Below are 20,485 nucleotides of genomic sequence, written 5' to 3'. Positions count from 1 at the left end.
AGACGCGTGCGTTGGCCTTCCTGATCGTCCAGGCCCTGACCGGGCTCGCCAGCGCCGCCTCGCTGTTCCTGATCGCCAGCGGGCTGTCGATCATCTTCGGCGTCACCCGCATCGTGAACTTCGCCCATGGCGCCTTCACGATGATCGGCGCCTATCTGGCCTATAGCCTGACCGAACGGCTCGGCGGTGCCTTCGGCTTCTGGTTCGGCCTGTTCGCCGCGGCCGTCGCGGTGGCGGCGATCGGGGCTGCGACCGAGATCCTGCTCTTGCGCCGCATCTACAAGGCCCCGGAACTGTTCCAGCTGCTCGCCACCTTCGGCGTCACGCTGATGGTGCAGGACCTGGTCATCCTGGCCTGGGGCCCGGAAGACCTGCTCGGCCGCCGGGCGCCCGGCTTCACCGGCGCGGTCATGATCCTCGGCCAGCGCGTGCCGGCCTACGACCTGTTCCTGGTCGCCGCCGGCCCGGTCGTGCTCGGCGCGCTCTGGCTCCTGTTCAACCGCACCCGCTGGGGCATTCTGGTGCGCGCCGCGACCCAGGACCGCGACATGGTCGCCGCGCTCGGCGTCGACCAGAAATGGCTGTTCACCTCGGTCTTCGCCCTCGGCGTCTTCCTGGCCGGCCTCGGCGGGGCGCTGCAGATCCCGCGCGAGGCGGTCAGCCATTCGATGGATCTCCGCGTCATCGTCGAGGTCTTCGTGGTCGTCGTGATCGGCGGGCTCGGCAGCGTGCCGGGCGCCTTCCTGGCGGCGGTGATCGTCTCGGAAATCAACGCCTTCGGCATCCTGATCTTCCCGAAGATCTCGATCGTGGTGGTGTTCCTGGTCATGGCCGTCGTGCTGGTGGTCCGGCCCTTCGGCCTGTTCGGCCGGCCCGAGGCGGCGCGGCGGACGACGCCCGGCGCGACCATCCGGCCGTGGCAGCCGCTCGGGCGCGCGGGCCGGATCGCGGTCGCGGTTCTGGTCTCGGCGCTGGCCGCGGCGCCGGCCTTCGCCGGCCCCTACCTGCTCTCGGTCGGCGCCGAGATCCTGCTCTTCGTCGTGTTCGCGGCCAGCCTGCAGTTCCTGATGTCGGTCGGCGGGCTCGCCTCCTTCGGTCATGCCGCCTATTTCGGGCTCGGCTCCTACGGCGCCGCGCTAGCGGTGAAATGGCTCGGCGCGCCGATGGAGGCCGCCATCCTGGCCGGTCCGGTGCTGGCCGGGCTCGGCGGCATCCTGTTCGGCTGGTTCTGCGTGCGCCTGTCCGGCGTCTATTTCGCCATGCTGACGCTCGCCTTCGCGCAGATCGCCTGGTCGATCGCCTTCCAGTGGGTGGCCGTGACGGGCGGCGACAACGGCATTCTCGGCGTCTGGCCGACGGCCTGGGCGTCCAAGCCGGCCGCCTTCTACTGGCTCTCGCTCATGGTGGCGACCGTCTCGGTCGCGGCCCTGCGCATCCTCGCCTTCTCGCCCTTCGGCTACCGGCTGCGCGCGGTGCGCGATTCCACGCTGCGCGCCGAGGCGATCGGCATCGACCGCCTGTCGACGCAATGGATCGCCTTCGCGGTCGCCGGCGCGGTGGCGGGCCTCGCCGGCGCGCTCTACGCCTTCCTGAAGGGCAACGTCTTCCCCGACGCGCTGGCGATCCCGACCTCGGTCGACGGCCTCGTCATGGTGCTGCTCGGCGGGCTGGAGACGGTTTCGGGCGCAGCGATCGGCGCGGTCGCCTTCAAGGCGCTCTCGATCTGGCTGATGAGCCAGACCGACTATTCCAAGCTCGTGCTCGGCGCGATCATCGTGGTGCTGGTCGTCTTCCTGCCCAAGGGCCTCGGCGGCCTCGCCGACCTGGTCCGGCCATCGGGCACAGGGCGGAACGACGCGTCCGGTTCCTCACCCTCGGAGGCCGCGCGATGACGGTGGTGGTCGATGTCGACGGCATCCACAAATCCTATGGCGGCGTGCATGCCGTGCGCGGCGTCAGCTTCCGGCTCGCGGCCGGCGAGATGCTGGCGCTGATCGGCCCGAACGGCGCCGGCAAGAGCACCTGCTTCAACATGCTGCACGGCCAGATCAAGCCCGATCGCGGCCGGATCACCATCCTGGGCCGCGACACGACGCGGCTCGATCCGCGCCGCATCTGGGCGCTCGGCGTCGGGCGCACCTTCCAGATCACCGCCACCTTCGGCTCGATGACGGTGATCGAGAATGTCCAGGTGGCGCTGGTCTCCGCCGATGCGGCGCTGGCCTGGCGGCTCGGCGCGCTCGGCACCCTGAAGCGGGCCGAGGCGGAACGGCTCCTGGCGCTGGTCGGCCTGGCCGATCAGGCCGGGCGGCCCTGCGGCGAGCTCGCCTATGGCGACCTGAAGCGGCTGGAACTCGCCGTCGCGCTCTCCAACGACCCCAAGGTGCTGCTGATGGACGAGCCGACCGCCGGCATGGCGCCGGCCGAGCGCATCGACCTGATGCGGCTGACCGCCGAGATCGCGCGCGAGCGCGGGCTGGGCGTCCTCTTCACCGAGCACGACATGGACGTGGTCTTCGAACATGCCGACCGGATCATGGTGCTCGACCGCGGCAACCTGATCGCCGAGGGCTCGCCGACCGCCGTGCGCCACGATCCCAAGGTGCGCGAGGTCTATCTCGGCGGCGGCTCGACCTTCGCGGCCGAAACCGAGGTCGCCGCCCCGGCCCCGGGAGGCGCCCAATGAGCGTGCTCTCCGTCGCCGATCTGGATGCCTGGTACGGCCCGGCGCAGATCCTCGATCATGTCGCGCTGGACCTCGGCCGCGGCGAGGTGGTCGCGCTGCTCGGCCGCAACGGCGCCGGCAAGTCGACCACCTTCCGCGCCCTGGTCGGGCTGGTGCCGCGCCGCTCCGGCCGCATCGGCTTCGAGGGGCAGGAGATCGGCCGCATGGCGACCCACGAGATCGCCCGCCTCGGCCTCGGCTTTGTGCCCGAGGACCGGCGCATCTTCACCGACCTGACGGTGGAGGAAAATCTCGAGGTCGGCCGCCGGCCGGCGCGCGCGGGCCTGACGCCCTGGACGCCGGAGCGGCTCTACGCCCTGTTCCCCAATCTCGGCGAGATGCGCCGCCGGCCGGGCGGGCGGATGAGTGGCGGCGAGCAGCAGATGCTGACCATCGCCCGCACCCTGATGGGCAATCCCAGCGCCGTCCTGCTCGACGAACCGTCCGAGGGCCTCGCCCCGCGCATCGTCGAGGACATGGCCGCCGCCATCGTGCGCCTGAAGCAGGAGGGGCTGTCGATCCTGGTCTCCGAACAGAATCTCCATTTCGCCCGGCTCATCTCCGACCGCGCCTATATCATCGAGCGCGGCCGCATCCGCTTCGGCGGCACCATGGCGGAGCTGGAGGCGCGCCCGGACATCCGCGACGCCTATCTGGCGGTGTAGGCGCCGCTCCGGCGGCGCGTCCGCTCCGGCGGCAAGCCCGCTCCGGCTTCGGAGCCGCTTCGGCGCAGGGGCGCTGCGGTTGCCGGCGCCTCGGCTTCGAAGGTGGCTCCGCGACGGTGGCCCCGCGACCCCGCCCCCCGCGACGACGGCGCTGTGGCGGCCGGCGCGCCGAGCGGCTAACCTTCGGGCGACAGACAAGAAGACTCGCGGAGGAATGCCCCATGAGCGATCCGACGGAGGCTGCTCCAGACGCAGCCACCGAGGCCGCGCCGCCGGCCTATCGGCTCGACGACCAGGTCGGTTTCGTGCTCCGGCAGGTCAACCAGCGCCATACCACCATCTTCGCCGAGCGCATGATCGAAGGCCTGACGCCGACCCAATGGGCGGCGATGGCCAAGCTCGCCGAGAAGGGGCCGCTGTCGCAGAACCTGCTCGGCCGGCACACGGCGATGGATGCGGCGACCATCAAGGGCGTCGTCGATCGGCTCGCCGCCCGCGGCCTGGTCAGCGGCGAGCCGGACCCGGGCGATGCCCGCCGGCTGGTCATCGGCCTGACCGAGGACGGCCGCCGCCTCGCCGAAAGCGCCGCCCCGGTCGCCACCGCCATCACCGAGGAGACGCTGGCGCACCTGACCGCGCAGGAGCGCAAGACGCTGCTGCGCCTGCTTGTGAAGATGTTGTAGAAGCTTGCCACATCGAACCCCGCGGCCGCGCGCCGGGGGATCCATCCCTGGTGCAAGCCGTTTTCCATGACCGAAGTCGACCCCGCCGCCCGCCCCGTCCTGGTCATCCTGCGCGCCGGGGACCGGTCCCTGCATCCCGGCTGGCTCGCGGGCGCTCCGCCCGAGACGCGGACCTGGGACCTGCATCTGAGCTATTTCGGCAACGACCCGGATCCGTTTCCCGACCGGCCCGCCGACGTGACGGTCTCGTTCGAGAAGGGCAGCAAGGCGACCGGCACGGTCGCGTGCCTCGCCGGCCTCGGCGCCCGCCTCGACCGCTACCGCTTCATCTGGCTGCCCGACGACGATCTCGCCGCCGACCTGCCGACCCTCAACCGCTTCTTCGCGATCGTCGCCGAATACGATCTCGACATCGCCCAGCCGGCCCTCGGCCCGGGCTCCTTCGTCAACCACCGCATCACCAGCCAGCGCCCGGAATACCGCCTGCGCTTCACCGACTTCGCCGAGATCATGGCGCTCGGCCTGTCGCAGCGCGCCTTCCGCATCTGCCGGCCCTATTTCGACCGCAGCGTCTCGTCCTGGGGCCTCGATTTTCTGTTTCCGAAGCTGATCGGCTATCCGGACCGCAAGATCGCCATCGTCGACGAGACCCCGGTCGTCCACACCCGCCCCGGCGGCAAGGGCCCGAACATCGCCCTGGTCCGCGGCGAGGGCGTCACGCCGGGCCAGGAACTGCGCCGGATCGAGAAGGACTTCGGCATCGTCCGCAGCCGCAAGAACCTCGCCGCCATCCCGCTCGGCGGCGGCGCGCCGATCGTTTTCCCGCCGGCCAAGGAATGATCGGACGCCTTGATGGCTTTCAGGCCGGCGGCGAGTCGTCGCCTTGGGCCCCGGCTTGGTCGCCTTGTAGCGGGGCTGGGGCCGCTTGCGGGAGCAGGAGCTGTCCGATCAGGTCGACCAGCGCGACGCCGGCACCGTGCGGTTCGGTCGCATGCCTTGAGACGACCGGAAGCTTCCGCTCCTGGTGATCGAGGTGAAGATTGCCGACCGGGACGCCATGCCGCGCGACGTCGCCGAGAACCGCCTTGAAGTGATCCCAAAGCAGGCTTTGGTTCGCATTGGCCGCCAGCGTGGAATCGTCGACCGGCGCACCATCGCCAACCATGCAGACGATCCGTTTGGTCCATTTTTCCGGAGGCAGACGAGATACGGCCCAGAGGAGGGCTTCGCCGTCGATATTCTCGTAAAGCGCGTCCGGATGCAGGGCGGCGATCAGGCCCGAGGTGTGCGGCGCCGAGGCCTCCCTGTAGACGATGTGGCGCAGATCGCACAGTCGGCCCGGATGGGGCGGCTGGCCGTCGGCGATCCACTGCTGCCGTGATCGTCCGCCGCGCCAGCTCGTCGTCGTGAAGCCCAGGATTTCGCAGGACATGCCGGCCAAGGCGATCATGTCTGCCGCGCACTCGATCGCCGTCAGGGCCGACAGCATCTTCAGGCCGCGCATCGAGCCTGAGTGATCGAGCAACAGACTGACGACCGTCCGCTTCCTCTCGTCGAGAGGAATGCCGGCCTCGATCTTCCGGAGCAGCCGGCCCGCATGGGCCAGGATCGCCACTCGCTCCGCCTGGAAGTCATGCACGAAGGCCCGCCTGACCTCCGCGAAGTCGCCGCCCCGATGGCCGTACTCCTCCTTCAGCCACGTCAGGAACGCCTCCCCGGTCAGTTCCTCGTCGTGGGCGTGCGTGTAGACGCGGTAACCTTCCGGTTCGAGCGCGGGATCGCCCGGGTGGGAGCCAACCGTCGGCGCCGTGACGCCGTGCCTGGCTGTCGGGTCCCCGATGCCCCGCCGCCAGCGCTGGACCGTCGGGTGGGCAAGGATGCGGTCCAGGACCTTCATAAGCCTTCTCTTCGACGAACAGCGTGGCCGACACCTTCGGGAGCAAGGTATAGAACGAGATCCGACTTGCATCCAGGGGTAGCGAATGGCGACGGAAAGGAGCATCCGCACCGATTTCCCGAAGCCAGCGGTGCCCGCTATTTCCGCTTCGATTTCGATCTTGGCTGGGCGTCCCGCCAGGCGGTTTCGAGCGCAAGGGCGAGGTCGGCTTCGGTCAGGCGGGCGAGGGTCGCGGTGGTCCAGCCCATGGGCCCCCAGCCGCCCGGGACCGGTGCGAAGGCGTCGGGGGCGACCAGGCATTTGAGGGCCTGGTCTTCGGGCGTGAACTTGAAATTGGCCGTCAGGCCGTCGGGGTGGAGCGTCACGTAGATGCGCGCGACGCGGAAGGCGCGCCGGTCGACATGCTGCGCCTCGATCGTCCCGGCCAGCGCCAGCGCGAGGCGCCGCAGGTCTTCGCCGGTCGCCACTGGGACCTCCTCCGCCCGCTTCCCGGCGATATCACCAGGACACGGCATGGATGTCCATCGCGTCCACCGCCAGCCCGGGCGGATCGACCGCATGGGCCGGGCCGTCGACGGACCGGCTCAGAGCATTTCCCGATTGGATGGACGTGTCCAATCGCAAAAGAAATGTTCCGGATTCAATGGCTTGAGCCTGTTCTTTCCGATCGGATCGTGTCGATCTGACCGGGACCGGTTCTAGCGGCCGCCCGCGCAGCGGCCGAGCTTGACCTCGTCGATCGTCAACAGCCGGGCCATCGGCTGCGACTTGGCATCGCGGATCTCGTAGATGGCGATGCCCCTGCTCTGCTTCAGCATGGACTCAAAGCCGACACTGATCTCTCGAATATGATGCACCGTGTCCCATTTGACGGCCGGGGCGAGCTTCCGGGAAAGCTCGCGAACGTGCCGGCCGACCGGATCGTTCGGGAAGACCGCCCCGACGCCGACATCCTTCTCGCGCCGCGTCGACCCGCCTTCCGATATCTCGGCCGCCCATCCGTAGGCCGTGTCCCGGGCAGGGCGGACGACCACGCTCAAACCGGCGCTGCGGAACCGGCCGCCGGCTTCGAGAAGTTCGGCATCGCACGTGATGGCCGCGGCCGTCTCGGGCAGCGCGGCTTCGTTGCCGGCGGTCCAGATCGAGCCGGGGAATGCGCATTTTTCCTTGAAGATCTCGACCGACTGCAAGGTGAACGTGACGGCCTTGAACGGCGGCGCCGTGTCGGACCGGCTTCGGATATCGGACGGGATCAACTGGCAGTTCCAGCCGCCCGGCCCAATCCCAAGAGCGACCTGACGCTCGTAGGTCGTCGTCATTTTCGCGCATTCGGCCGGCGGCGGCTTCAGCAGGCATTTGAGCGAGGACGGCTGACGCGTGCGAAGCGATGCCGACCCGCGGATCGTCTCCCCCTTGTCCGTCGTGAGCTGGAGATCCTCGCCGGTCTGACGGATCGTGATGCTCGTCCCGACGGCCGCACCGCAGTTGCCCGAGCATCGCCAGGGACCCGACAGGTCGAAGTCGGGCCGCTCCTGCGGTCGGACCGGCATGGTCATCGACAACCCGAGGACCAGCGACAGCCCGACCGCCGGCCGAATCCGCATCCTGGACGGCACGATCGCTTCCATAGCCGATGCCTCCCGAAATCCCGAGGGTGCGACGGACGCCGTCCGCCGCCGGCGTCTATTTCTTCGCCTTCTTGCAGACGGGACCGTTGAGTTCGGAAGCCGGATCGTTGGTGACCCGAACCGTGTAGTCCTTGCCTTCGGTGAAACCCTTCTTGCCCATTTCCTCGATCACGCAGTCCTTGAACATCTTTGCGCGGGTCGCCGCCGGGCCTGAGGTGAAAAGGGCCTGGCCGCAAAGGTCGACATCGTCCGACTGCGCGGCCGCATTGCAGGTCGTCGCCGCCGCGGACGGTGTCGCCGGTACCAGGGCGCAGAGTCCGGCGCCGACCAGGCCGATTATCCAGCTTCGCATGCATCCTCTCCCGTGTTCTGAAGCGTCGCGCCGTCGGTCCGGCGGCCCTTGAGGCCAGGACTGCCGCCCAAGGGGAATGGCCGCGGCGGTTCGGCACCCGACTGTCCGCTGCCGAAGCAACCGCGTCATGGAATACTGAATCTTCCGTTGCGTCATTACCCAAATGGGTAATGTCCCTGCGTGCCGGGACGAAGTTGCGTGACCCTGTCCGGCCGGATCGCAGCGTTTTCGGCAGCGGCTTTGCGGGGAGGCGTCAGGGTCGTTCCGACAACAAGCGCGCGAGATCGATCTGTCGATGCACGCCAGTCTTGGCGTAGACCGATTTCAAGTGGGCCCGGATCGTTTCCGGCGTGACGCTGAGCTTCAGCGCAGCCGCGGCGACGCTGGTGCCGGCCGCGACCATGGAGGCCACCCGCGCCTCGGCGGCCGTGAGGTCGAACAGGACCTCGATCAGGGCCGCCGGCAGCGCCCCTTTCGGCGCCAGGACCGTCGCATAGACCAGGCATGCCGCCCCCGTGAAGACATCCAGGGCCGACCCTTTCAGCGGTACGAGGTGAGCCACGGCGGCAGCGGCGCCGTCCCTCGCCGGAAGGGCCAGCGATGCTGCGGCCCCGCGGCCCCCATGCCGAAGGGCGTTCCTGAAGGCGGTGTTCGAGGTCTCGTCCCCGAAGAGAAGCCGGTCATGCGCGCCGATCCGCATCGATGGGCTGCATCCGGCGAAGAGGCCGTTCGCGGCGAGGACCCGGCCCGTGGCGTCGACGATGGCGGCGGGCAGGCCGACGGTCTCGAGGGCGATCACCCCGGCCTGCATCCGCTCGATGCCGACCCGGGCGGACAGGACGGCGGCGCGGGCGAGATGCGGCCGCAGGTGATCGAGCCTGCGGACGGCCTCCGGCTCGACCGGGCCGTTTCTCTCCAGCCGTTCGATCGAGAAGATGATCGTGTCGGCCGTCGGTGAATGGATCGCGGTTCCGACACACCACCAGAATCCGAGCGGTCTCAGATACTCGGTATAGAAGGGCGAACGGTCCATCTCCTCGGGGCTGAAGCCGTCGAAATCGGTCAGGAACCGTGGTTCCCGGATCGGAATCAGGCGGTTGCCGCGATCGTTCCGCGCGCCCGCCCAGCCGTCCTTGACCCAGGCTTCGATGAGCCGATCGATGCGCGGGGAGTTGATGTGGCGCGTCGCCCCCGGCCGGGCGGCAAACAGCAGCGTCCCCTCGGCGCCGGCAATCTCGGCGAGCCGGTCGAGCAGGCGATGCCAGAGATCGGGAACGATCGCGGCTTCGTAGATCTCCTCGACCAGTCCGGCGATATCCATCCCGCCACCTCCGGATCGACTTCGGCCCATCCCGACGGGAACGCCTCGATCGGAACGGGCCGGCCTCTGCCTCAGCCGTGCACCACCTCCGGGACCAGCGTGGCCGGCGGGGTGTTGCGGCTGCGGCCGGCGCGGACGAGGCCGTCGATCACCACCATGCCGATGCCGGGCAGGTCGCCGAGCTGGACGGCGTGCAGCAGGTTCTTGCCGGCGGAATGCTGCGGGCGGTCCAGGAACACGAAATCGGCGGTGCGGCCGACCTCGATGATGCCGCAGTCGAGCTTGCGCATGCGCGCGGTGTTGCCGGTCGCAAAGCAGAAGGCGAGTTCGGCCGGCACGTCGCCGAGCGCGGACAGCATCGAGACCATGCGCAGGATGCCGAGCGGCTGCACGCCCGAGCCGGCCGGCCCGTCCGTGCCCAGGATGACGCGCTCCAGCTGGCCCATGTCGCGGGCGGTGCGCAGCGTGTAGAGCGCCGAGCGCTCGTTGCCGTTATGGACCAGTTCGAGGCCGCGCCGGCAGCCTTCGCAGATGCAGCGGATCTGGTCGTCGGGCAGCGCGGTATGGCCGCCGTTGATGTGGCCGACGATGTCGGCATCGCATTCCAGCACCACGTCCTTGTCGATCAGGCCGGAGCCCGGGATCGACGGGCCGCCGGTGTGGATGGTGCTCTGGATGCCGTATTTGCGCGCCCATTCGACCATCTTGCGGCCGGTCGGGCCGTCCTTGACGCCGCCGAGGCCGATCTCGCCGAGGAGCGAGACGCCGGCATCGGCCAGATCCTTGAAATCCGCCTCGGTCATGCCGTGCTCGATCACCGGCGCGCCGGCATGCAGCTTCACGCCGCCCGGCCGGAACGACGAATAGATGCGCTGCGCGGTGATCGCCATCGCCTTCAGGCCGACGATGTCGCGCGGCCGGCCGGGCATGTGCACCTCGCCGGCCGAGATCATGGTGGTGACGCCGCCATGCATCGAACTGTCGATCCAGTTGAGCTGGCTCTGGCGCGGCGTCCAGTCGCCGGCGACCGGATGGACATGGCTGTCGATCAGGCCGGGCGCGACCGGCGAGCCATGCGCGTCGATCAGCGTGGTCGCCCCGTCGGTGTCGCAGTCCTTGGCGCGGCCGATCGCCGTGATGCGACCGTTTGTCGCAACGATCGTGTCGGCATCGAGGATCGGTTCTTCCAAACGGCCCGACAGGAGCATGCCGATATTGCGGATGACAAGCTTGGTAGGACCGGATGGTCCCCCGGGTGCGTCATGTGCCAAAGCGTCCTCCCGACGAAAGTCTGTCCAGGCTCTTCCGAACTTGCCCTTCGGCAGTGCAGCACGTATCTGCACGCATCGACAGGGCACCAAACCCGCGCTATATCGTTAGTATACGAACGAATTCGCGACCCGCAAGCAGCCCCTTGCCGGCCGCGTGTACGGAGCCGAAAAATGAGCGCCTTCAACGAAGAACAGGTCCTTTCCGTCCATCATTGGACCGACACTCTGTTCTCGTTCACCACCACGCGCAACCCGTCTTTCCGGTTCCGCAACGGCGAGTTCACGATGATCGGCATTCCGGTCAACGGCAAGCCGCTGATGCGGGCCTATTCGGTCGTCAGCCCGAACTATTCCGACACGCTGGAATTCTTTTCCATCAAGGTGCCGAACGGCCCGCTGACCTCGCGCCTGCGCGATCTTTCGGTCGGCGACCAGATCCTGGTCAGTCGCAAGGCGACCGGCACGCTGGTGATCGACAATCTGCTGCCCGGCAAGAACCTGTATCTGCTCGGCACCGGCACCGGACTGGCGCCGTTCATGAGCATCATCCGCGATCCCGACACCTACGATCGCTTCGAGAAGGTCGTGCTGGTGCATGGCTGCCGGCAGGTCGCCGAGCTCGCCTATGGCGAGACGATCACGCAGGACCTGCCGAACGACGAGCTGATCGGCGAATTCGTCAGCCAGCAGCTGGTCTACTATCCGACCGTCACGCGCGAACCGTTCCGCAACCGCGGCCGGATCACCGATCTCCTGTCCTCCGGCAAGCTCGGCGAGGATATCGGCCTGCCGCCCCTGTCGCTCGAGAACGACCGCGTCATGCTGTGCGGCAGCCCGGAAATGATCGCCGACGCCCGCACCATGCTGACCGGCCTCAATTTCGTCGAGGGCAACCAGGGCGAGGCCGGCCACTATGTGATCGAGAAGGCCTTCGTCGAGAAGTGACGGGGCGGTCCCGACACGGGAAGTGAAGCGAGGCCAAGACGCCGCCGACGGGAGCCCAAAGCCCGGACCGGCGGCGTTTCCGCGTCCGGGCGGCAGATCGGTCAGGAGACCCCGCCTATCCGCCGCGCTCCGGCTCGCCCTCGTCATCCGGCGCATGGCTCGCCCAGGGGCCGCCCTCGCGCGGCGGGGGCAGGGTGGCGGGGTCGATCTCCATCAGATGCACCTTGGCGATCATCTGCGCGGAGACCGGGGCGGTCAGGAACAGGAACAGCACGATCGCCAGTTCGTGCCAGGACGGATCGGCGCGCACGATGCCGGCCTCCAGCATCGAGGCGATCAGGATCGCGCCGAGGCCGACCGTGACGGCGAGCGTCGGGGCGTGCAGCCGGCGCAGCGGGTCGCGGAGCTTGGCGAGGGCGGCGGATCCGAGCAGCAGGAACGCCCCTCCGACGAGGATCAGGGCGGCGGCGAGCGCTTCGGCGGCGAAGGTCATCGGCATCCTCCGGTCACTCGATGATGTTGCCGCGCAGCAGGTAGCGGCAGAAGGCGACCGTGGTCAGGAAGCCGACCATGGCGAACAGGATCGCGGCCTCGAAATAGAGCCCCGTCCCATAGGCAAGCCCGAGCAGCAGCACCAGCGCGATGGCGTTCACCGTCATGGTGTCGAGCGCCAGGATGCGGTCGGCTGCGCCGGGGCCGCGGATCAGGCGCCAGAGATTGAGCAGGAGCCCGAGCCCGGCGGCGGCGGCGGCGATCACGGCGGCGGTCGCGATCATGGGAAGATCTCCAAAAGCCGGCGCTCGTAGCGCGCCTTGATGGCGGCCACCGTCGCGTCCGGATCGTCGGTGTGGAAGACATGGACGAGCAGCGAGCGGCCGTCGGCGGAAAGATCGGCGCTGAGCGTGCCGGGTGTCATGGTGATGGTCGAGGCGAGCAGCGCGATCGCCTCCGGGGCGGTCACGGCGAGCGGAACGGTGACGAAGCGGGACTTCAGCTCCGCTTCCGGCCGCGTCAGCACGAGCCACGCCACCTCGGCCGCCGAGACGAGGATGTCCCACAGCACGATCAGCGCATAGGCGGCGAGACCGGGCAGGCCGGCGAGGCGCGGCCGGTCCGGCCACCAGGCGCGGGTGGCGAGCGGCAGGGCGATGCCGAGCACGGCGCCGAGCAGGACCGTGCCGGCCGAAAGCCGGTTTTCCAGGACGATCCAGAAGGCCGCCACGGCGAGCGACAGGAGCGGGTGGGGGAGGAGCCGCGCGATCATCGGGCCGCCTCCCGGCCGCGGCCGCCCGGCTCGCCGAGCACGGCCTCGACATAGCCGGCCCGATCGGCCATCTGGCGGGCGGTGGCGGTCAACTGGTGGGCGACCGGTCCGGCCAGCACGGTCAGGCCGGCGAGGGCGATCACCAGGATGGCGACGCCGGCGAGCCCGCTTCGGCCGGGCGGCACCAGCGCTGCGGGGCCGGTTCCGGCAGGCTCCACGCCCTCGGCGCCGGCAGTCTTCCAGAACAGCGTGCTGCCGGCGCGGGCGAAGCCGACGATCACCGGCAGGCTGGAGCCGATCAGCAGCGCCCACAGCACGGCCCCGTGCGGATCGCCGGCGATCGCCTGCAGGATCAGGATCTTGCCGATGAAGCCGGAGAGCGGCGGCAGGCCGGTGAAGCCGATCGTGGCCAGGAGGAACAGGATCGCCGGGCCGGCGCCGAGCGGCGGGCCGCCGGGCACCAGCCGGTCGCCGAGGCTGCCGCGCGCGGCCGCGGCGAGGCCGGCGAGCAGGAACAGCGCGGCCCCGGCCAGCGTGGAATGGGCCGCATAGTAGAGCAGGGCGGTCCCGGCGGCGGCCCCGGACGCGGCCAGCGCGACCAAGAGGCTGCCCATCGACCAGACCACCCCGTAGGCGACGAGTTCGGCGAGCCGCCGGGCGGCCAGCGCGCCGACGGCGCCGACCACCAGGCCGAGGGCGCCGGCGCCTGCGAGCCAGGGCGCGGCGAGATCCGGGAAGGCGAGGCCGTGGATGCGGATCAGCGCATAGATGCCGACCTTGGTCATGATCATGAACAGGGCCGCGGCCGGCGCACTGGCGGCCGGATAGGCGGCCGGCAGCCACCAGTGCAGCGGCACGGCGGCGGCCTTCAGCGCGAACACCATGGCGAGCAGCGCCGCGCCGACCGTCAGCAGGGCACGGTCGCCGGCCGCCACCTGGGTCGCCTTGACGGCGAGATCGGCGATGTTGAGCGTGCCGGTGACCGCATAGAGGAGCCCGACGGCGAACAGGAACAGGGTCGAGGCGACCAGGTTCAGCGCGACATACTGGAAGCCGGCCTTCATCCGCTCCGCGCCGCCGCCATGCAGCATCAGCCCGTAGGAGGCGATCAGCATCACCTCGAAGAAGACGAACAGGTTGAACGCGTCGCCGGTCAGGAAGGCGCCGGCGAGGCCCATCAGCTGGAATTGGAACAGCGGGTGGAAATGGCGTCCGCGCGCGTCCCAGCCGGCCGCGGCATGGACCACCACCACGCTCGCCAGCACCCCGGTCAGCACCAGCATGGTGGCGGCCAGCCGGTCGAGCACCAGCACGATGCCGAACGGCGCCGGCCAGTCGCCGAGCCGGTAGGTGCGCGGCGGCCCGTCGCCGGCGAGCGCGTAGAGCGTCACGGCCAGTGCCAGGAACAGGACGGTCGCGCCGATCGAGGCGACCCGCTGGGCGCGCAGATCGTAGCCGAGGGCCAGGATCAGGAACGGCGCCGTCAGGGCCGGCAGCAGGATGGGCAGTACGATCAGGCCGGTCATGGGCGGCCCTCCGACGGCACCGGGCGGGCAGGGGCGGGGCCGCGGCCAGGATCGGCTTCGGGTTCGTCGGGGCCGGCGCCGTCGCGGAAGAAGCGGATCGCGCGCTCGCTCGCCGTCGTCGCGTCCGGCGCGGGGTCGGGCGCCGCGTCGTCGAGGTCGTCGTCCTCGTCATCGGCATCGCCGCGATCGAGATCGACCGCATCCGAGCCGGTCTCCAGGAAGCCGCGCAGGGCGAGCACGACGATCAGCGCCGTCATGCCGAAGGAGATCACGATCGCGGTCAGCACCAGGGCCTGCGGCAGAGGATCGACCGGGTCCGGCACCGTGCCGACGATCGGCGCGCGGTTGGCCGCGAGCCGCCCCATGGCGAACAGGAAGACGTTGACCGCATAGGACAGGAAGGTCAGCCCGACGATGACCGGGAAGGTCGAGCCGCGCAGCATCATGTAGAGGCCGGTGGCGGTGGTCAGGCCGATCGCGGCGGCGACGAGAAGCTCCATGTCAGCGCCCGCCATCTTCGGTGGCGGGTTCGGCGATCGCCCCCCGGTTCGGACGCCGATCCTCCGCGCGCGCCTCGATCCGGGCGATCCGCGACAGCGCGAGCAGCACCACGCCGACGACCGTCAGGAACACGCCGAGATCGAAGCCCATGGCCGAGGCGAGTTCGATGTCGCCGACCAGCGGCAGGTGGAAGTGCCCGAAGGAGGAGGTCAGGAACGGGGCGCCGAAGGCGAGCGCGGCGAGGCCGGTGGCGCCGGCGATCAGCACGCCGGCGCCGATCAGCGCATGCGCGTCGAGCGTCATCCGCCCGGCCGTCCAGGCATAGCCGTTGGCCATCGACTGCATCAGGATCGCGATCGCCACGACGAGGCCGGCGACGAAGCCGCCGCCGGGCAGGTTGTGGCCGCGCAGGAAGATGAACAGGCCGGTCGCCAGCGCGAGCGGCAGCAGGACGCGCGTCGCCATGGCGAGGAGCAGCGGATGCCGGTCGCCGCCGGCGGGCGTTCGGCGCATCCGGTCGAGCCGGCGCGCCGCGCGGCCACGCAGGGCGGTATCGAGCAGGGCGACGACGACCAGGGCGGCGATGCCGAGCACGATGATCTCGCCGAAGGTGTCGAAGCCGCGGAAGTCGACCAGGATCACGTTGACGACATTGGTGCCGCCACCGAGCGGTTTGGATTCGGCCAGATGGAAGGCCGCGATGCTCGAGCCGTCGCGCGTCATGACCGCATAGGCGAGGCCGGCGACCGCGATGCCGCCGAGACCGGCGAGCGCGGCGTCGCGCATCAGGCGCAGCCGGCTCGGCTCGGCCGGTGAGGTCTTGGGCAGGAGATTGAGCACCAGGAGGAGCAGGAGGCCGGCGACCACCTCGACGGCGATCTGCGTCAAAGCCAGATCGGGCGCGGAGAAGCGCAGGAACAGGAGCGAGACGGCGAGGCCGGCGACGGCGGTCAGCATCAAGGCGAGCAGCCGGTCGCGGTGCATCAGCGGAACCGCGAGCGTCGCCCCGGCCAGCGCGAGCACGCCGGCGATCGTCGCCGGATCGGGGGGCAGCGGCGGGCGGGTCCCGGCGGCATGGCCGGACCCGGCGAAGGCTGCGGCGCCGACAGCCAGAATGGCGAGAACGGTCGCCGACAGCGCGCGCTGCAGCGTTCCGGTGTGGATCCGGTCGGTCACGAAGCGCGCCGCGCCGACGAGGCCGGCGAGTGCGGCGTCGAACAGGGCTTTGGCGTCCGGGATCGGGTCGCGCGGCCAGAACCGGTCGACCCAGCCGGACAGCGCATAACGCGCCGCACCGCCCGCGAAGGCGACGAGGCTTAAGCTCAGTGCTGCCGTGACGCCGTGCCAGAGCGCGAGATGGACCTCCGGCGCCGGACCCTGGGGGCCGGTCACCGCGGCGGCGGTCGCGGCGACGAGGTCCCCGGCGATCACCTGCGGCAGCACGCCGACGGCGACCGACAGGGTGACCAAAAGGGCGGCCGGCAGCCACATCCCGGCGGGCGGATCGTGCGGATGGCCGCCGGGCATCAGCCGCGAGCGGCCGAAGAAGGTCGCATGCACGAAGCGCAGCGCGTAGGCGACCGAGTAGAGCGCGGCCAGCGTCGCCACGGCGGCGACGATCCAGGGATTGCCGAGATAGCTCGTGCCGGCCGCGGCCTCCAGCATCATCTCCTTGGAGAGGAAGCCGTTCAGGAGCGGCACGCCGGCCATGGCGGCGGCCGCCACGGTGCCGATGACCGCCGTCACCGGCATCAGCCGGGCGAGGCCGCCGAGGCGGCGGATGTCGCGCGTGCCGGTCTCGTGGTCGACGATGCCGGCGGTCATGAACAGGGCGGCCTTGAAGGCGGCATGGTTGAAGATGTGGAACACCGCCGCCACCACGGCCGCGCGCGTGCCGAGGCCGATCAGGAAGGTGATCAGGCCGAGATGGCTGACGGTCGAATAGGCGAGGATCGCCTTCAGGTCGTCCTTGGCGAGCGCGATCCGCGCCGCGATCACCATGGTGGCGAGGCCGGTGCCGGAAACGACCAGGAACCAGGCTTCGGTGCCAGCGAAGAGCGGCCACAGCCGCAGCATCAGGAACAGGCCGGCCTTCACCATGGTGGCCGAATGCAGATAGGCCGAGACCGGGGTCGGCGCCGCCATGGCGTGCGGCAGCCAGAAATGGACCGGGAACTGGGCCGACTTGGTGAAGGCGCCGGCCAGCACCAGGGCGAGGATCGGGCCGAATAGCGGCGAGGCGCGCACCTGGTCGACGCGGGTGAGGATCTCCGACAGTTCGTAGCTGCCGGCGGCCTGGCCGAGCAGCAGCATGCCGGCGAGCAGCGCCAATCCGCCGCTGCCGGTGACGATCAGCGCCATGCGGGCGCCCTGCCGCCCCTCCGGCCGGTGATGCCAGAAGCCGATCAGCAGGAAGGAGGTCAGGCTGGTCAGTTCCCAGAAGATGGCGAGCAGCAGGATGTTGTCCGACAGGACCACTCCGAGCATCGCGCCCTGGAACAGGAGCAGGAAGCAGAAGAAGCGGCCCGGATCGTCGTCGCGGCCGAGATAGAAGCCGGCATAGACGACGATCAGCAGGCCGATCGTCAGGATGATGCCGGCGAAGAACAGTCCGAGCCCATCGATCAGGAAGGTAAAGCCGAGGCCGATGTCGGGCAGCCAGGCGCTGCCGCCGGCAACCGTCGCTCCGCCCAGCACCGCGGGCGCCTGGGCAAGCAGCAGGAACAGACTGGCGGCGGTCACCGCAAAGGTCACGGCCGTCGCGCGCGACCGCCCCGAGGGGGCGGCGAGCAGCGGCAGGACGGCACCGAAAATCGGCAGCAGGGCGATCAGCACAACCGTCATCCGCACCCTGCCATGTCCACCCCGCATCGCTGATCTGTCTGAGGCGAATATGGGGCAGGCGGCGCGCCGTTTGAAGAGCCGTATTCGCTTGACGTAGCGGCAGAATCCTAGGCGCGCCGGCGCCGGGTCTCCGCCCACCAGTCGGCGAGGATGTCCATGCGGCCGTCGAGCAGCGTGCCGAGGCCGCCCGTGAAGGCGAGCCAGCCGCCGATCTGGCTGCGCTTCACGGAGGTCAGCACCGGCAATCCGGCCTCGACGGCGGCGGCGAATTCGGCCCGGAAGCCGCCGCCGGCGATCTCCTGCTTGGAGAATTTGGAGATCACCACCAGGTCGACGCGGGCGGCGACCGCCCGGCGGATGCCGGTCGAGGCGGCCGCCAGCGCGCCGCCGTCCAGCGTGCAGGAGGCCGCGCCCGGGCCGAGCCGCTGCTTGAGCGGGCGGATCTCGCCGGACATGAGGTCGATCAGGTCGACCTGACCGGGCTCGGTCGCCGGTCCGGGCGGCAGTTGCGCGATGCCGCCGACCCGGCGTCCGGCCTGCGTCAGGGTGTGGGCGAAATCGACCATCAGCCGGTCGATGGCGATGCCGTCGTCGTAGACCAGGGCGGCGAGGTCGAAGGCGTTGATCCGGGCGGCAAGGTCGGGATCGGCGGCAGGATGAGCGACGGGCATGGGCAAGACTCCTGGCGGGTCCGGCGGGACTGTGTCGGAAACCCGACAGGACGCCGCCGGACCGCGGCGCCCGGGGTAGGGCTTGGCAAGTTCCGGGCCGCAACGCCCTGGAATGCCATCGGGATTTGGTCGGATGGTCAGGCCGATCCGTTCCCGCTAGGATATAGCATGGTGCGGGCCGTCCGGTCGCGCCCGTCGCTCAGGAGATTGCCAGGATGAAGCTGTCCGCCCGCAATGTGCTCAAAGGCAAGGTCGTCGCCGTCACCACCGGCGCGACCACCACGGTGGTCAAGATCGAGATCGCCGCGGGCATGATCATCTCCTCCTCGATCACCAACGAGGCCGCCAAGGATCTCGGCCTGGAGATCGGCAGCGAGGCCCATGCGGTGATCAAGTCCTCCGACGTGATCATCGCGGTGCCATGATCGGCCTGGCGGCGATCGAGCGCCTGCTCGCCGAGGACGTCCCCTCGGGCGATCTGACCACGACCGCGCTCGGCATCGGCGATCGGCCGGCCCGGATGGCGTTCCGTGCGCGGGACGGCATGGTGCCGGCCGGTCTCGACATCGCCGCACGCCTCGTCGCCGCGGCCGGCGGTACGGCTGAGCTGCACGGCCGCGACGGCGCGCCGGCCGCATCCGGGGACCTGCTCCTCACCGCCACCGGCTCGGCCGGCGCCCTGCACCGGACCTGGAAATCCGCCCAGACCCTGGTCGAGATCGCCTCCGGCATCGCCAGCGCCACCGCCGCCGTGGCGCGGGCCGCCGCGGCGGTCGACCCGAAGGTGCGCGTCGCCTGCACGCGCAAGACCGTGCCGGGGGCGCGGGTCCTGTCGCAGCTGGCGGTGCGCGCCGGCGGCGGCATCCTGCACCGGCACGGGCTGTCGGAGACCATCCTGGTCTTCGCCGAGCACCGCGCCTTCCTGCCCGATCTCGATCTCGCCGGTCTCGCGGCCCGGCTCCGGGCGGCCGAACCGGAGAAGACAATCGCCGTCGAGGTGCACGATGTCGACGCCGCCATCGCCGCCGCCGCGGCGGGTTTCGACACGGTGCAGCTCGAGAAATTCGCCCCCGAGGCCGTCGCCGCGGTCGCCGCCGCCTATGCGGGCCTGCCGCGGGCGCCGCTGATCGCCGCCACCGGCGGCATCTCGCCCGACAATGCCGCCGCCTATGTGGCCGCCGGCGCGGGGCTGCTGGTCACCTCCTGGCCCTACACGGCGCGCCCGCGGGACGTGGCGGTGACGCTCGGCCCGGCCTGATCGGACGGCTCCGCAGCCCGCTCGGACGCCCGGCGCCTCCGCACGACTACGCAGGCCGGCCCGGCCGGCATGGCACTTGCGACATCCGCCCCGGAGGCGGCCGGGCGGTCCGGTCGCGTCGGATTTCCGACACGCCGGTGTCGGAACGGGGGCCTGCCATGTTCGCCCACCACTATGCCTGCCTGCGCGCCGCCCAATGGCCGCCCCGCGACGAGGCGACCGCCTTCGACACCCATGTGCTGGCCTGCATCCTGGCGACCGGCCTCGCCGAGGCCGAGGCCGAGGGCGTCGCGGTGACCACGGCGACCGGGCTCGACGCGGGCGCGCTGGTCGACATCCTGACCGCCTGGTTCCCGCTGATGCCGCGCACGCCCTTCGCGCTCGACGCCGCGCCGAACCCGGCCGCCGACATGGAGGAGGGCATGGTGCGCGACCTGCTGCTCGCCCACCGCGCCCGGCCGTCGGCCCTTCGCGGCGGCAGCGCCGGTCAGGGCGGCACCGCCGCTCTAGGCGGCACCGCCGCTCTCGGCGGCACCGCAGCTCTCGGCGACACCGCCGCTTTCGGCGGCACGGCCCCCTTCGACGGCGCGGGATCGCCGCCCGATGGCCGATTGTCGGCCTGGCTGGCGGCAGCGATCGCCCGGCGGGCGATGAAGGACGACCATCTCTGGCAGGATCTCGGCCTGTTCGAGCGGCCGGAACTCGGCCGTCTGATCGCGCGCCACTTCCCCGCCCTGCATGCCGGCAACACCCAAAACATGCGCTGGAAGAAGTATTTCTATCGCCGCCTGTGCGAGGCCGAGGGTTTCGTGCTGTGCACCGCGCCGAGCTGCGCGGTCTGCACCGATTTCGCCGACTGCTTCGGCGCCGAGGACGGCATGAGCCGCATCGCCCAGGTCCGCCGCGAGACCGCACGGGCGGCCTGAGCTGTTGT

General features: G+C 70.4%; 21 protein-coding genes and 1 pseudogene. 9 read left to right on the top strand and 13 right to left on the bottom strand.

Features of this window, described 5'->3' with window-relative positions; translation table 11 throughout:
* The first annotated feature begins 11 nt into the window (after positions 1-11).
* From ABB55_RS06775 to ABB55_RS06755, 5 genes are all read left to right on the top strand, one after another.
* On the top strand, positions 12-1,892 hold the full coding sequence (locus ABB55_RS06775; protein ID WP_054358130.1) for an ABC transporter permease: 1,881 nt from the start codon (positions 12-14) through the stop codon (positions 1,890-1,892).
* Positions 1,889-2,686 carry an ABC transporter ATP-binding protein gene (locus ABB55_RS06770; RefSeq protein ID WP_054358129.1) on the top strand — a complete coding sequence of 266 codons (798 nt, stop codon included), beginning with the start codon at positions 1,889-1,891 and terminating at the stop codon, positions 2,684-2,686. The genes ABB55_RS06775 and ABB55_RS06770 overlap by 4 nt, the downstream gene beginning before the upstream one ends.
* The gene (locus ABB55_RS06765; protein WP_054358128.1) at positions 2,683-3,390 is read left to right on the top strand and encodes an ABC transporter ATP-binding protein; all 708 of its coding nucleotides are present in this window, start codon (positions 2,683-2,685) and stop codon (positions 3,388-3,390) included. The genes ABB55_RS06770 and ABB55_RS06765 overlap by 4 nt, the downstream gene beginning before the upstream one ends.
* Before the next feature lie 221 nt (positions 3,391-3,611).
* Positions 3,612-4,073, top strand: coding sequence for a MarR family winged helix-turn-helix transcriptional regulator (locus ABB55_RS06760; RefSeq protein ID WP_054358127.1), 462 nt, complete (start codon positions 3,612-3,614; stop codon positions 4,071-4,073).
* Between the two features lie 66 nt (positions 4,074-4,139).
* A complete protein-coding gene (locus tag ABB55_RS06755; RefSeq protein ID WP_054358126.1) occupies positions 4,140-4,913 on the top strand; it encodes a DUF707 domain-containing protein in 774 nt (257 codons plus the stop codon).
* 19 nt (positions 4,914-4,932) lie between these two features.
* Here ABB55_RS06755 and ABB55_RS06750 read toward each other — a convergent pair whose 3' ends face one another.
* The 6 genes from ABB55_RS06750 to ABB55_RS06725 all read right to left on the bottom strand — a co-directional run bounded on the left by ABB55_RS06750 (position 4,933) and on the right by ABB55_RS06725 (position 10,542).
* A complete protein-coding gene (locus tag ABB55_RS06750) occupies positions 4,933-5,970 on the bottom strand; it encodes a cobaltochelatase CobT-related protein (RefSeq protein WP_054358125.1) in 1,038 nt (345 codons plus the stop codon).
* 137 nt (positions 5,971-6,107) lie between these two features.
* Positions 6,108-6,437 carry an MmcQ/YjbR family DNA-binding protein gene (locus ABB55_RS06745; RefSeq protein ID WP_054358124.1) on the bottom strand — a complete coding sequence of 110 codons (330 nt, stop codon included), beginning with the start codon at positions 6,435-6,437 and terminating at the stop codon, positions 6,108-6,110.
* A 231-nt stretch (positions 6,438-6,668) separates the two neighbouring features.
* A complete protein-coding gene (locus tag ABB55_RS06740) occupies positions 6,669-7,289 on the bottom strand; it encodes a hypothetical protein (protein WP_210168251.1) in 621 nt (206 codons plus the stop codon).
* Positions 7,290-7,653: 364 nt separating this feature from the next.
* Positions 7,654-7,950, bottom strand: coding sequence for a hypothetical protein (locus tag ABB55_RS06735; protein WP_054358122.1), 297 nt, complete (start codon positions 7,948-7,950; stop codon positions 7,654-7,656).
* A gap of 253 nt (positions 7,951-8,203) precedes the next feature.
* Positions 8,204-9,271 carry a helix-turn-helix transcriptional regulator gene (locus ABB55_RS06730; protein WP_054358121.1) on the bottom strand — a complete coding sequence of 356 codons (1,068 nt, stop codon included), beginning with the start codon at positions 9,269-9,271 and terminating at the stop codon, positions 8,204-8,206.
* A gap of 71 nt (positions 9,272-9,342) precedes the next feature.
* On the bottom strand, positions 9,343-10,542 hold the full coding sequence (locus ABB55_RS06725) for an amidohydrolase family protein (RefSeq protein ID WP_054358120.1): 1,200 nt from the start codon (positions 10,540-10,542) through the stop codon (positions 9,343-9,345).
* A gap of 171 nt (positions 10,543-10,713) precedes the next feature.
* Here ABB55_RS06725 and ABB55_RS06720 point away from each other — a divergent pair, with 171 nt between their 5' ends.
* Positions 10,714-11,487, top strand: a complete 774-nt coding sequence (locus ABB55_RS06720) for a ferredoxin--NADP reductase (protein ID WP_054358119.1) — start codon at positions 10,714-10,716, stop codon at positions 11,485-11,487.
* Positions 11,488-11,602: 115 nt separating this feature from the next.
* Here the strand turns inward: ABB55_RS06720 and ABB55_RS06715 are convergent, their stop codons facing one another.
* The 7 genes and pseudogenes from ABB55_RS06715 to ABB55_RS06685 form a co-directional block, all read right to left on the bottom strand.
* Positions 11,603-11,980, bottom strand: a complete 378-nt coding sequence (locus ABB55_RS06715) for a monovalent cation/H(+) antiporter subunit G (RefSeq protein WP_054358118.1) — start codon at positions 11,978-11,980, stop codon at positions 11,603-11,605.
* Positions 11,981-11,993: 13 nt separating this feature from the next.
* A complete protein-coding gene (locus ABB55_RS06710; RefSeq protein ID WP_054358117.1) occupies positions 11,994-12,263 on the bottom strand; it encodes a K+/H+ antiporter subunit F in 270 nt (89 codons plus the stop codon).
* Entirely contained in the window at positions 12,260-12,751 is a 492-nt protein-coding gene (locus tag ABB55_RS06705) for a Na+/H+ antiporter subunit E (protein ID WP_054358116.1), read from the bottom strand. The genes ABB55_RS06710 and ABB55_RS06705 overlap by 4 nt, the downstream gene beginning before the upstream one ends.
* Complete coding sequence (locus ABB55_RS06700; protein WP_054358115.1) at positions 12,748-14,277, bottom strand: monovalent cation/H+ antiporter subunit D; 1,530 nt, start codon at positions 14,275-14,277, stop codon at positions 12,748-12,750. Before ABB55_RS06700 ends, ABB55_RS06705 begins: the two co-directional genes overlap by 4 nt.
* Positions 14,278-14,453: 176 nt before the next feature.
* Positions 14,454-14,777, bottom strand: a pseudogene (locus ABB55_RS30840) (Na+/H+ antiporter subunit C); the annotation flags it as partial.
* Position 14,778: 1 nt separating this feature from the next.
* Positions 14,779-17,622: a monovalent cation/H+ antiporter subunit A gene (locus ABB55_RS06690; protein ID WP_054358114.1), complete on the bottom strand. Its 2,844-nt coding sequence runs from the start codon at positions 17,620-17,622 to the stop codon at positions 14,779-14,781.
* Between the two features lie 107 nt (positions 17,623-17,729).
* Positions 17,730-18,293, bottom strand: a complete 564-nt coding sequence (locus ABB55_RS06685) for a DUF2478 domain-containing protein (RefSeq protein ID WP_054358113.1) — start codon at positions 18,291-18,293, stop codon at positions 17,730-17,732.
* Positions 18,294-18,508: 215 nt separating this feature from the next.
* Here ABB55_RS06685 and ABB55_RS06680 point away from each other — a divergent pair, with 215 nt between their 5' ends.
* The 3 genes from ABB55_RS06680 to ABB55_RS30260 all read left to right on the top strand — a co-directional run bounded on the left by ABB55_RS06680 (position 18,509) and on the right by ABB55_RS30260 (position 20,477).
* Positions 18,509-18,718, top strand: coding sequence for a TOBE domain-containing protein (locus ABB55_RS06680; protein ID WP_054358112.1), 210 nt, complete (start codon positions 18,509-18,511; stop codon positions 18,716-18,718).
* Positions 18,715-19,551: a ModD protein gene (gene modD, locus ABB55_RS06675; RefSeq protein ID WP_054358111.1), complete on the top strand. Its 837-nt coding sequence runs from the start codon at positions 18,715-18,717 to the stop codon at positions 19,549-19,551. Before ABB55_RS06680 ends, modD begins: the two co-directional genes overlap by 4 nt.
* 158 nt (positions 19,552-19,709) lie before the next feature.
* The gene (locus tag ABB55_RS30260) at positions 19,710-20,477 is read left to right on the top strand and encodes a nitrogen fixation protein NifQ (protein WP_160321181.1); all 768 of its coding nucleotides are present in this window, start codon (positions 19,710-19,712) and stop codon (positions 20,475-20,477) included.
* The last annotated feature ends 8 nt before the right edge of the window (positions 20,478-20,485 follow it).

The organism is Prosthecodimorpha hirschii (assembly GCF_001305515.1).
GTDB classification, from domain to species: domain Bacteria; phylum Pseudomonadota; class Alphaproteobacteria; order Rhizobiales; family Ancalomicrobiaceae; genus Prosthecodimorpha; species Prosthecodimorpha hirschii.
This window is presented reverse-complemented; position numbering and strand designations above follow the sequence as displayed.

Bases quoted from the DNA above. Each gene is read 5' to 3' on its own strand.
- ABB55_RS06715 (WP_054358118.1), bottom strand. From the start codon at position 11,980: ATGACCTTCGCCGCCGAAGCGCTCGCCGCCGCCCTGATCCTCGTCGGA.
- ABB55_RS06750 (WP_054358125.1), bottom strand. From the start codon at position 5,970: ATGAAGGTCCTGGACCGCATCCTTGCCCACCCGACGGTCCAGCGCTGG.
- ABB55_RS06690 (WP_054358114.1), bottom strand. From the start codon at position 17,622: ATGACGGTTGTGCTGATCGCCCTGCTGCCGATTTTCGGTGCCGTCCTG.
- ABB55_RS06755 (WP_054358126.1), top strand. From the start codon at position 4,140: ATGACCGAAGTCGACCCCGCCGCCCGCCCCGTCCTGGTCATCCTGCGC.
- ABB55_RS06735 (WP_054358122.1), bottom strand. From the start codon at position 7,950: ATGCGAAGCTGGATAATCGGCCTGGTCGGCGCCGGACTCTGCGCCCTG.
- ABB55_RS06705 (WP_054358116.1), bottom strand. From the start codon at position 12,751: ATGATCGCGCGGCTCCTCCCCCACCCGCTCCTGTCGCTCGCCGTGGCG.
- ABB55_RS06720 (WP_054358119.1), top strand. From the start codon at position 10,714: ATGAGCGCCTTCAACGAAGAACAGGTCCTTTCCGTCCATCATTGGACC.
- ABB55_RS06740 (WP_210168251.1), bottom strand. From the start codon at position 7,289: ATGACGACGACCTACGAGCGTCAGGTCGCTCTTGGGATTGGGCCGGGC.
- modD (WP_054358111.1), top strand. From the start codon at position 18,715: ATGATCGGCCTGGCGGCGATCGAGCGCCTGCTCGCCGAGGACGTCCCC.
- ABB55_RS06700 (WP_054358115.1), bottom strand. From the start codon at position 14,277: ATGACCGGCCTGATCGTACTGCCCATCCTGCTGCCGGCCCTGACGGCG.
- ABB55_RS06680 (WP_054358112.1), top strand. From the start codon at position 18,509: ATGAAGCTGTCCGCCCGCAATGTGCTCAAAGGCAAGGTCGTCGCCGTC.
- ABB55_RS30260 (WP_160321181.1), top strand. From the start codon at position 19,710: ATGTTCGCCCACCACTATGCCTGCCTGCGCGCCGCCCAATGGCCGCCC.
- ABB55_RS06760 (WP_054358127.1), top strand. From the start codon at position 3,612: ATGAGCGATCCGACGGAGGCTGCTCCAGACGCAGCCACCGAGGCCGCG.
- ABB55_RS06730 (WP_054358121.1), bottom strand. From the start codon at position 9,271: ATGGATATCGCCGGACTGGTCGAGGAGATCTACGAAGCCGCGATCGTT.
- ABB55_RS06685 (WP_054358113.1), bottom strand. From the start codon at position 18,293: ATGCCCGTCGCTCATCCTGCCGCCGATCCCGACCTTGCCGCCCGGATC.
- ABB55_RS06770 (WP_054358129.1), top strand. From the start codon at position 1,889: ATGACGGTGGTGGTCGATGTCGACGGCATCCACAAATCCTATGGCGGC.
- ABB55_RS06765 (WP_054358128.1), top strand. From the start codon at position 2,683: ATGAGCGTGCTCTCCGTCGCCGATCTGGATGCCTGGTACGGCCCGGCG.
- ABB55_RS06710 (WP_054358117.1), bottom strand. From the start codon at position 12,263: ATGATCGCGACCGCCGCCGTGATCGCCGCCGCCGCCGCCGGGCTCGGG.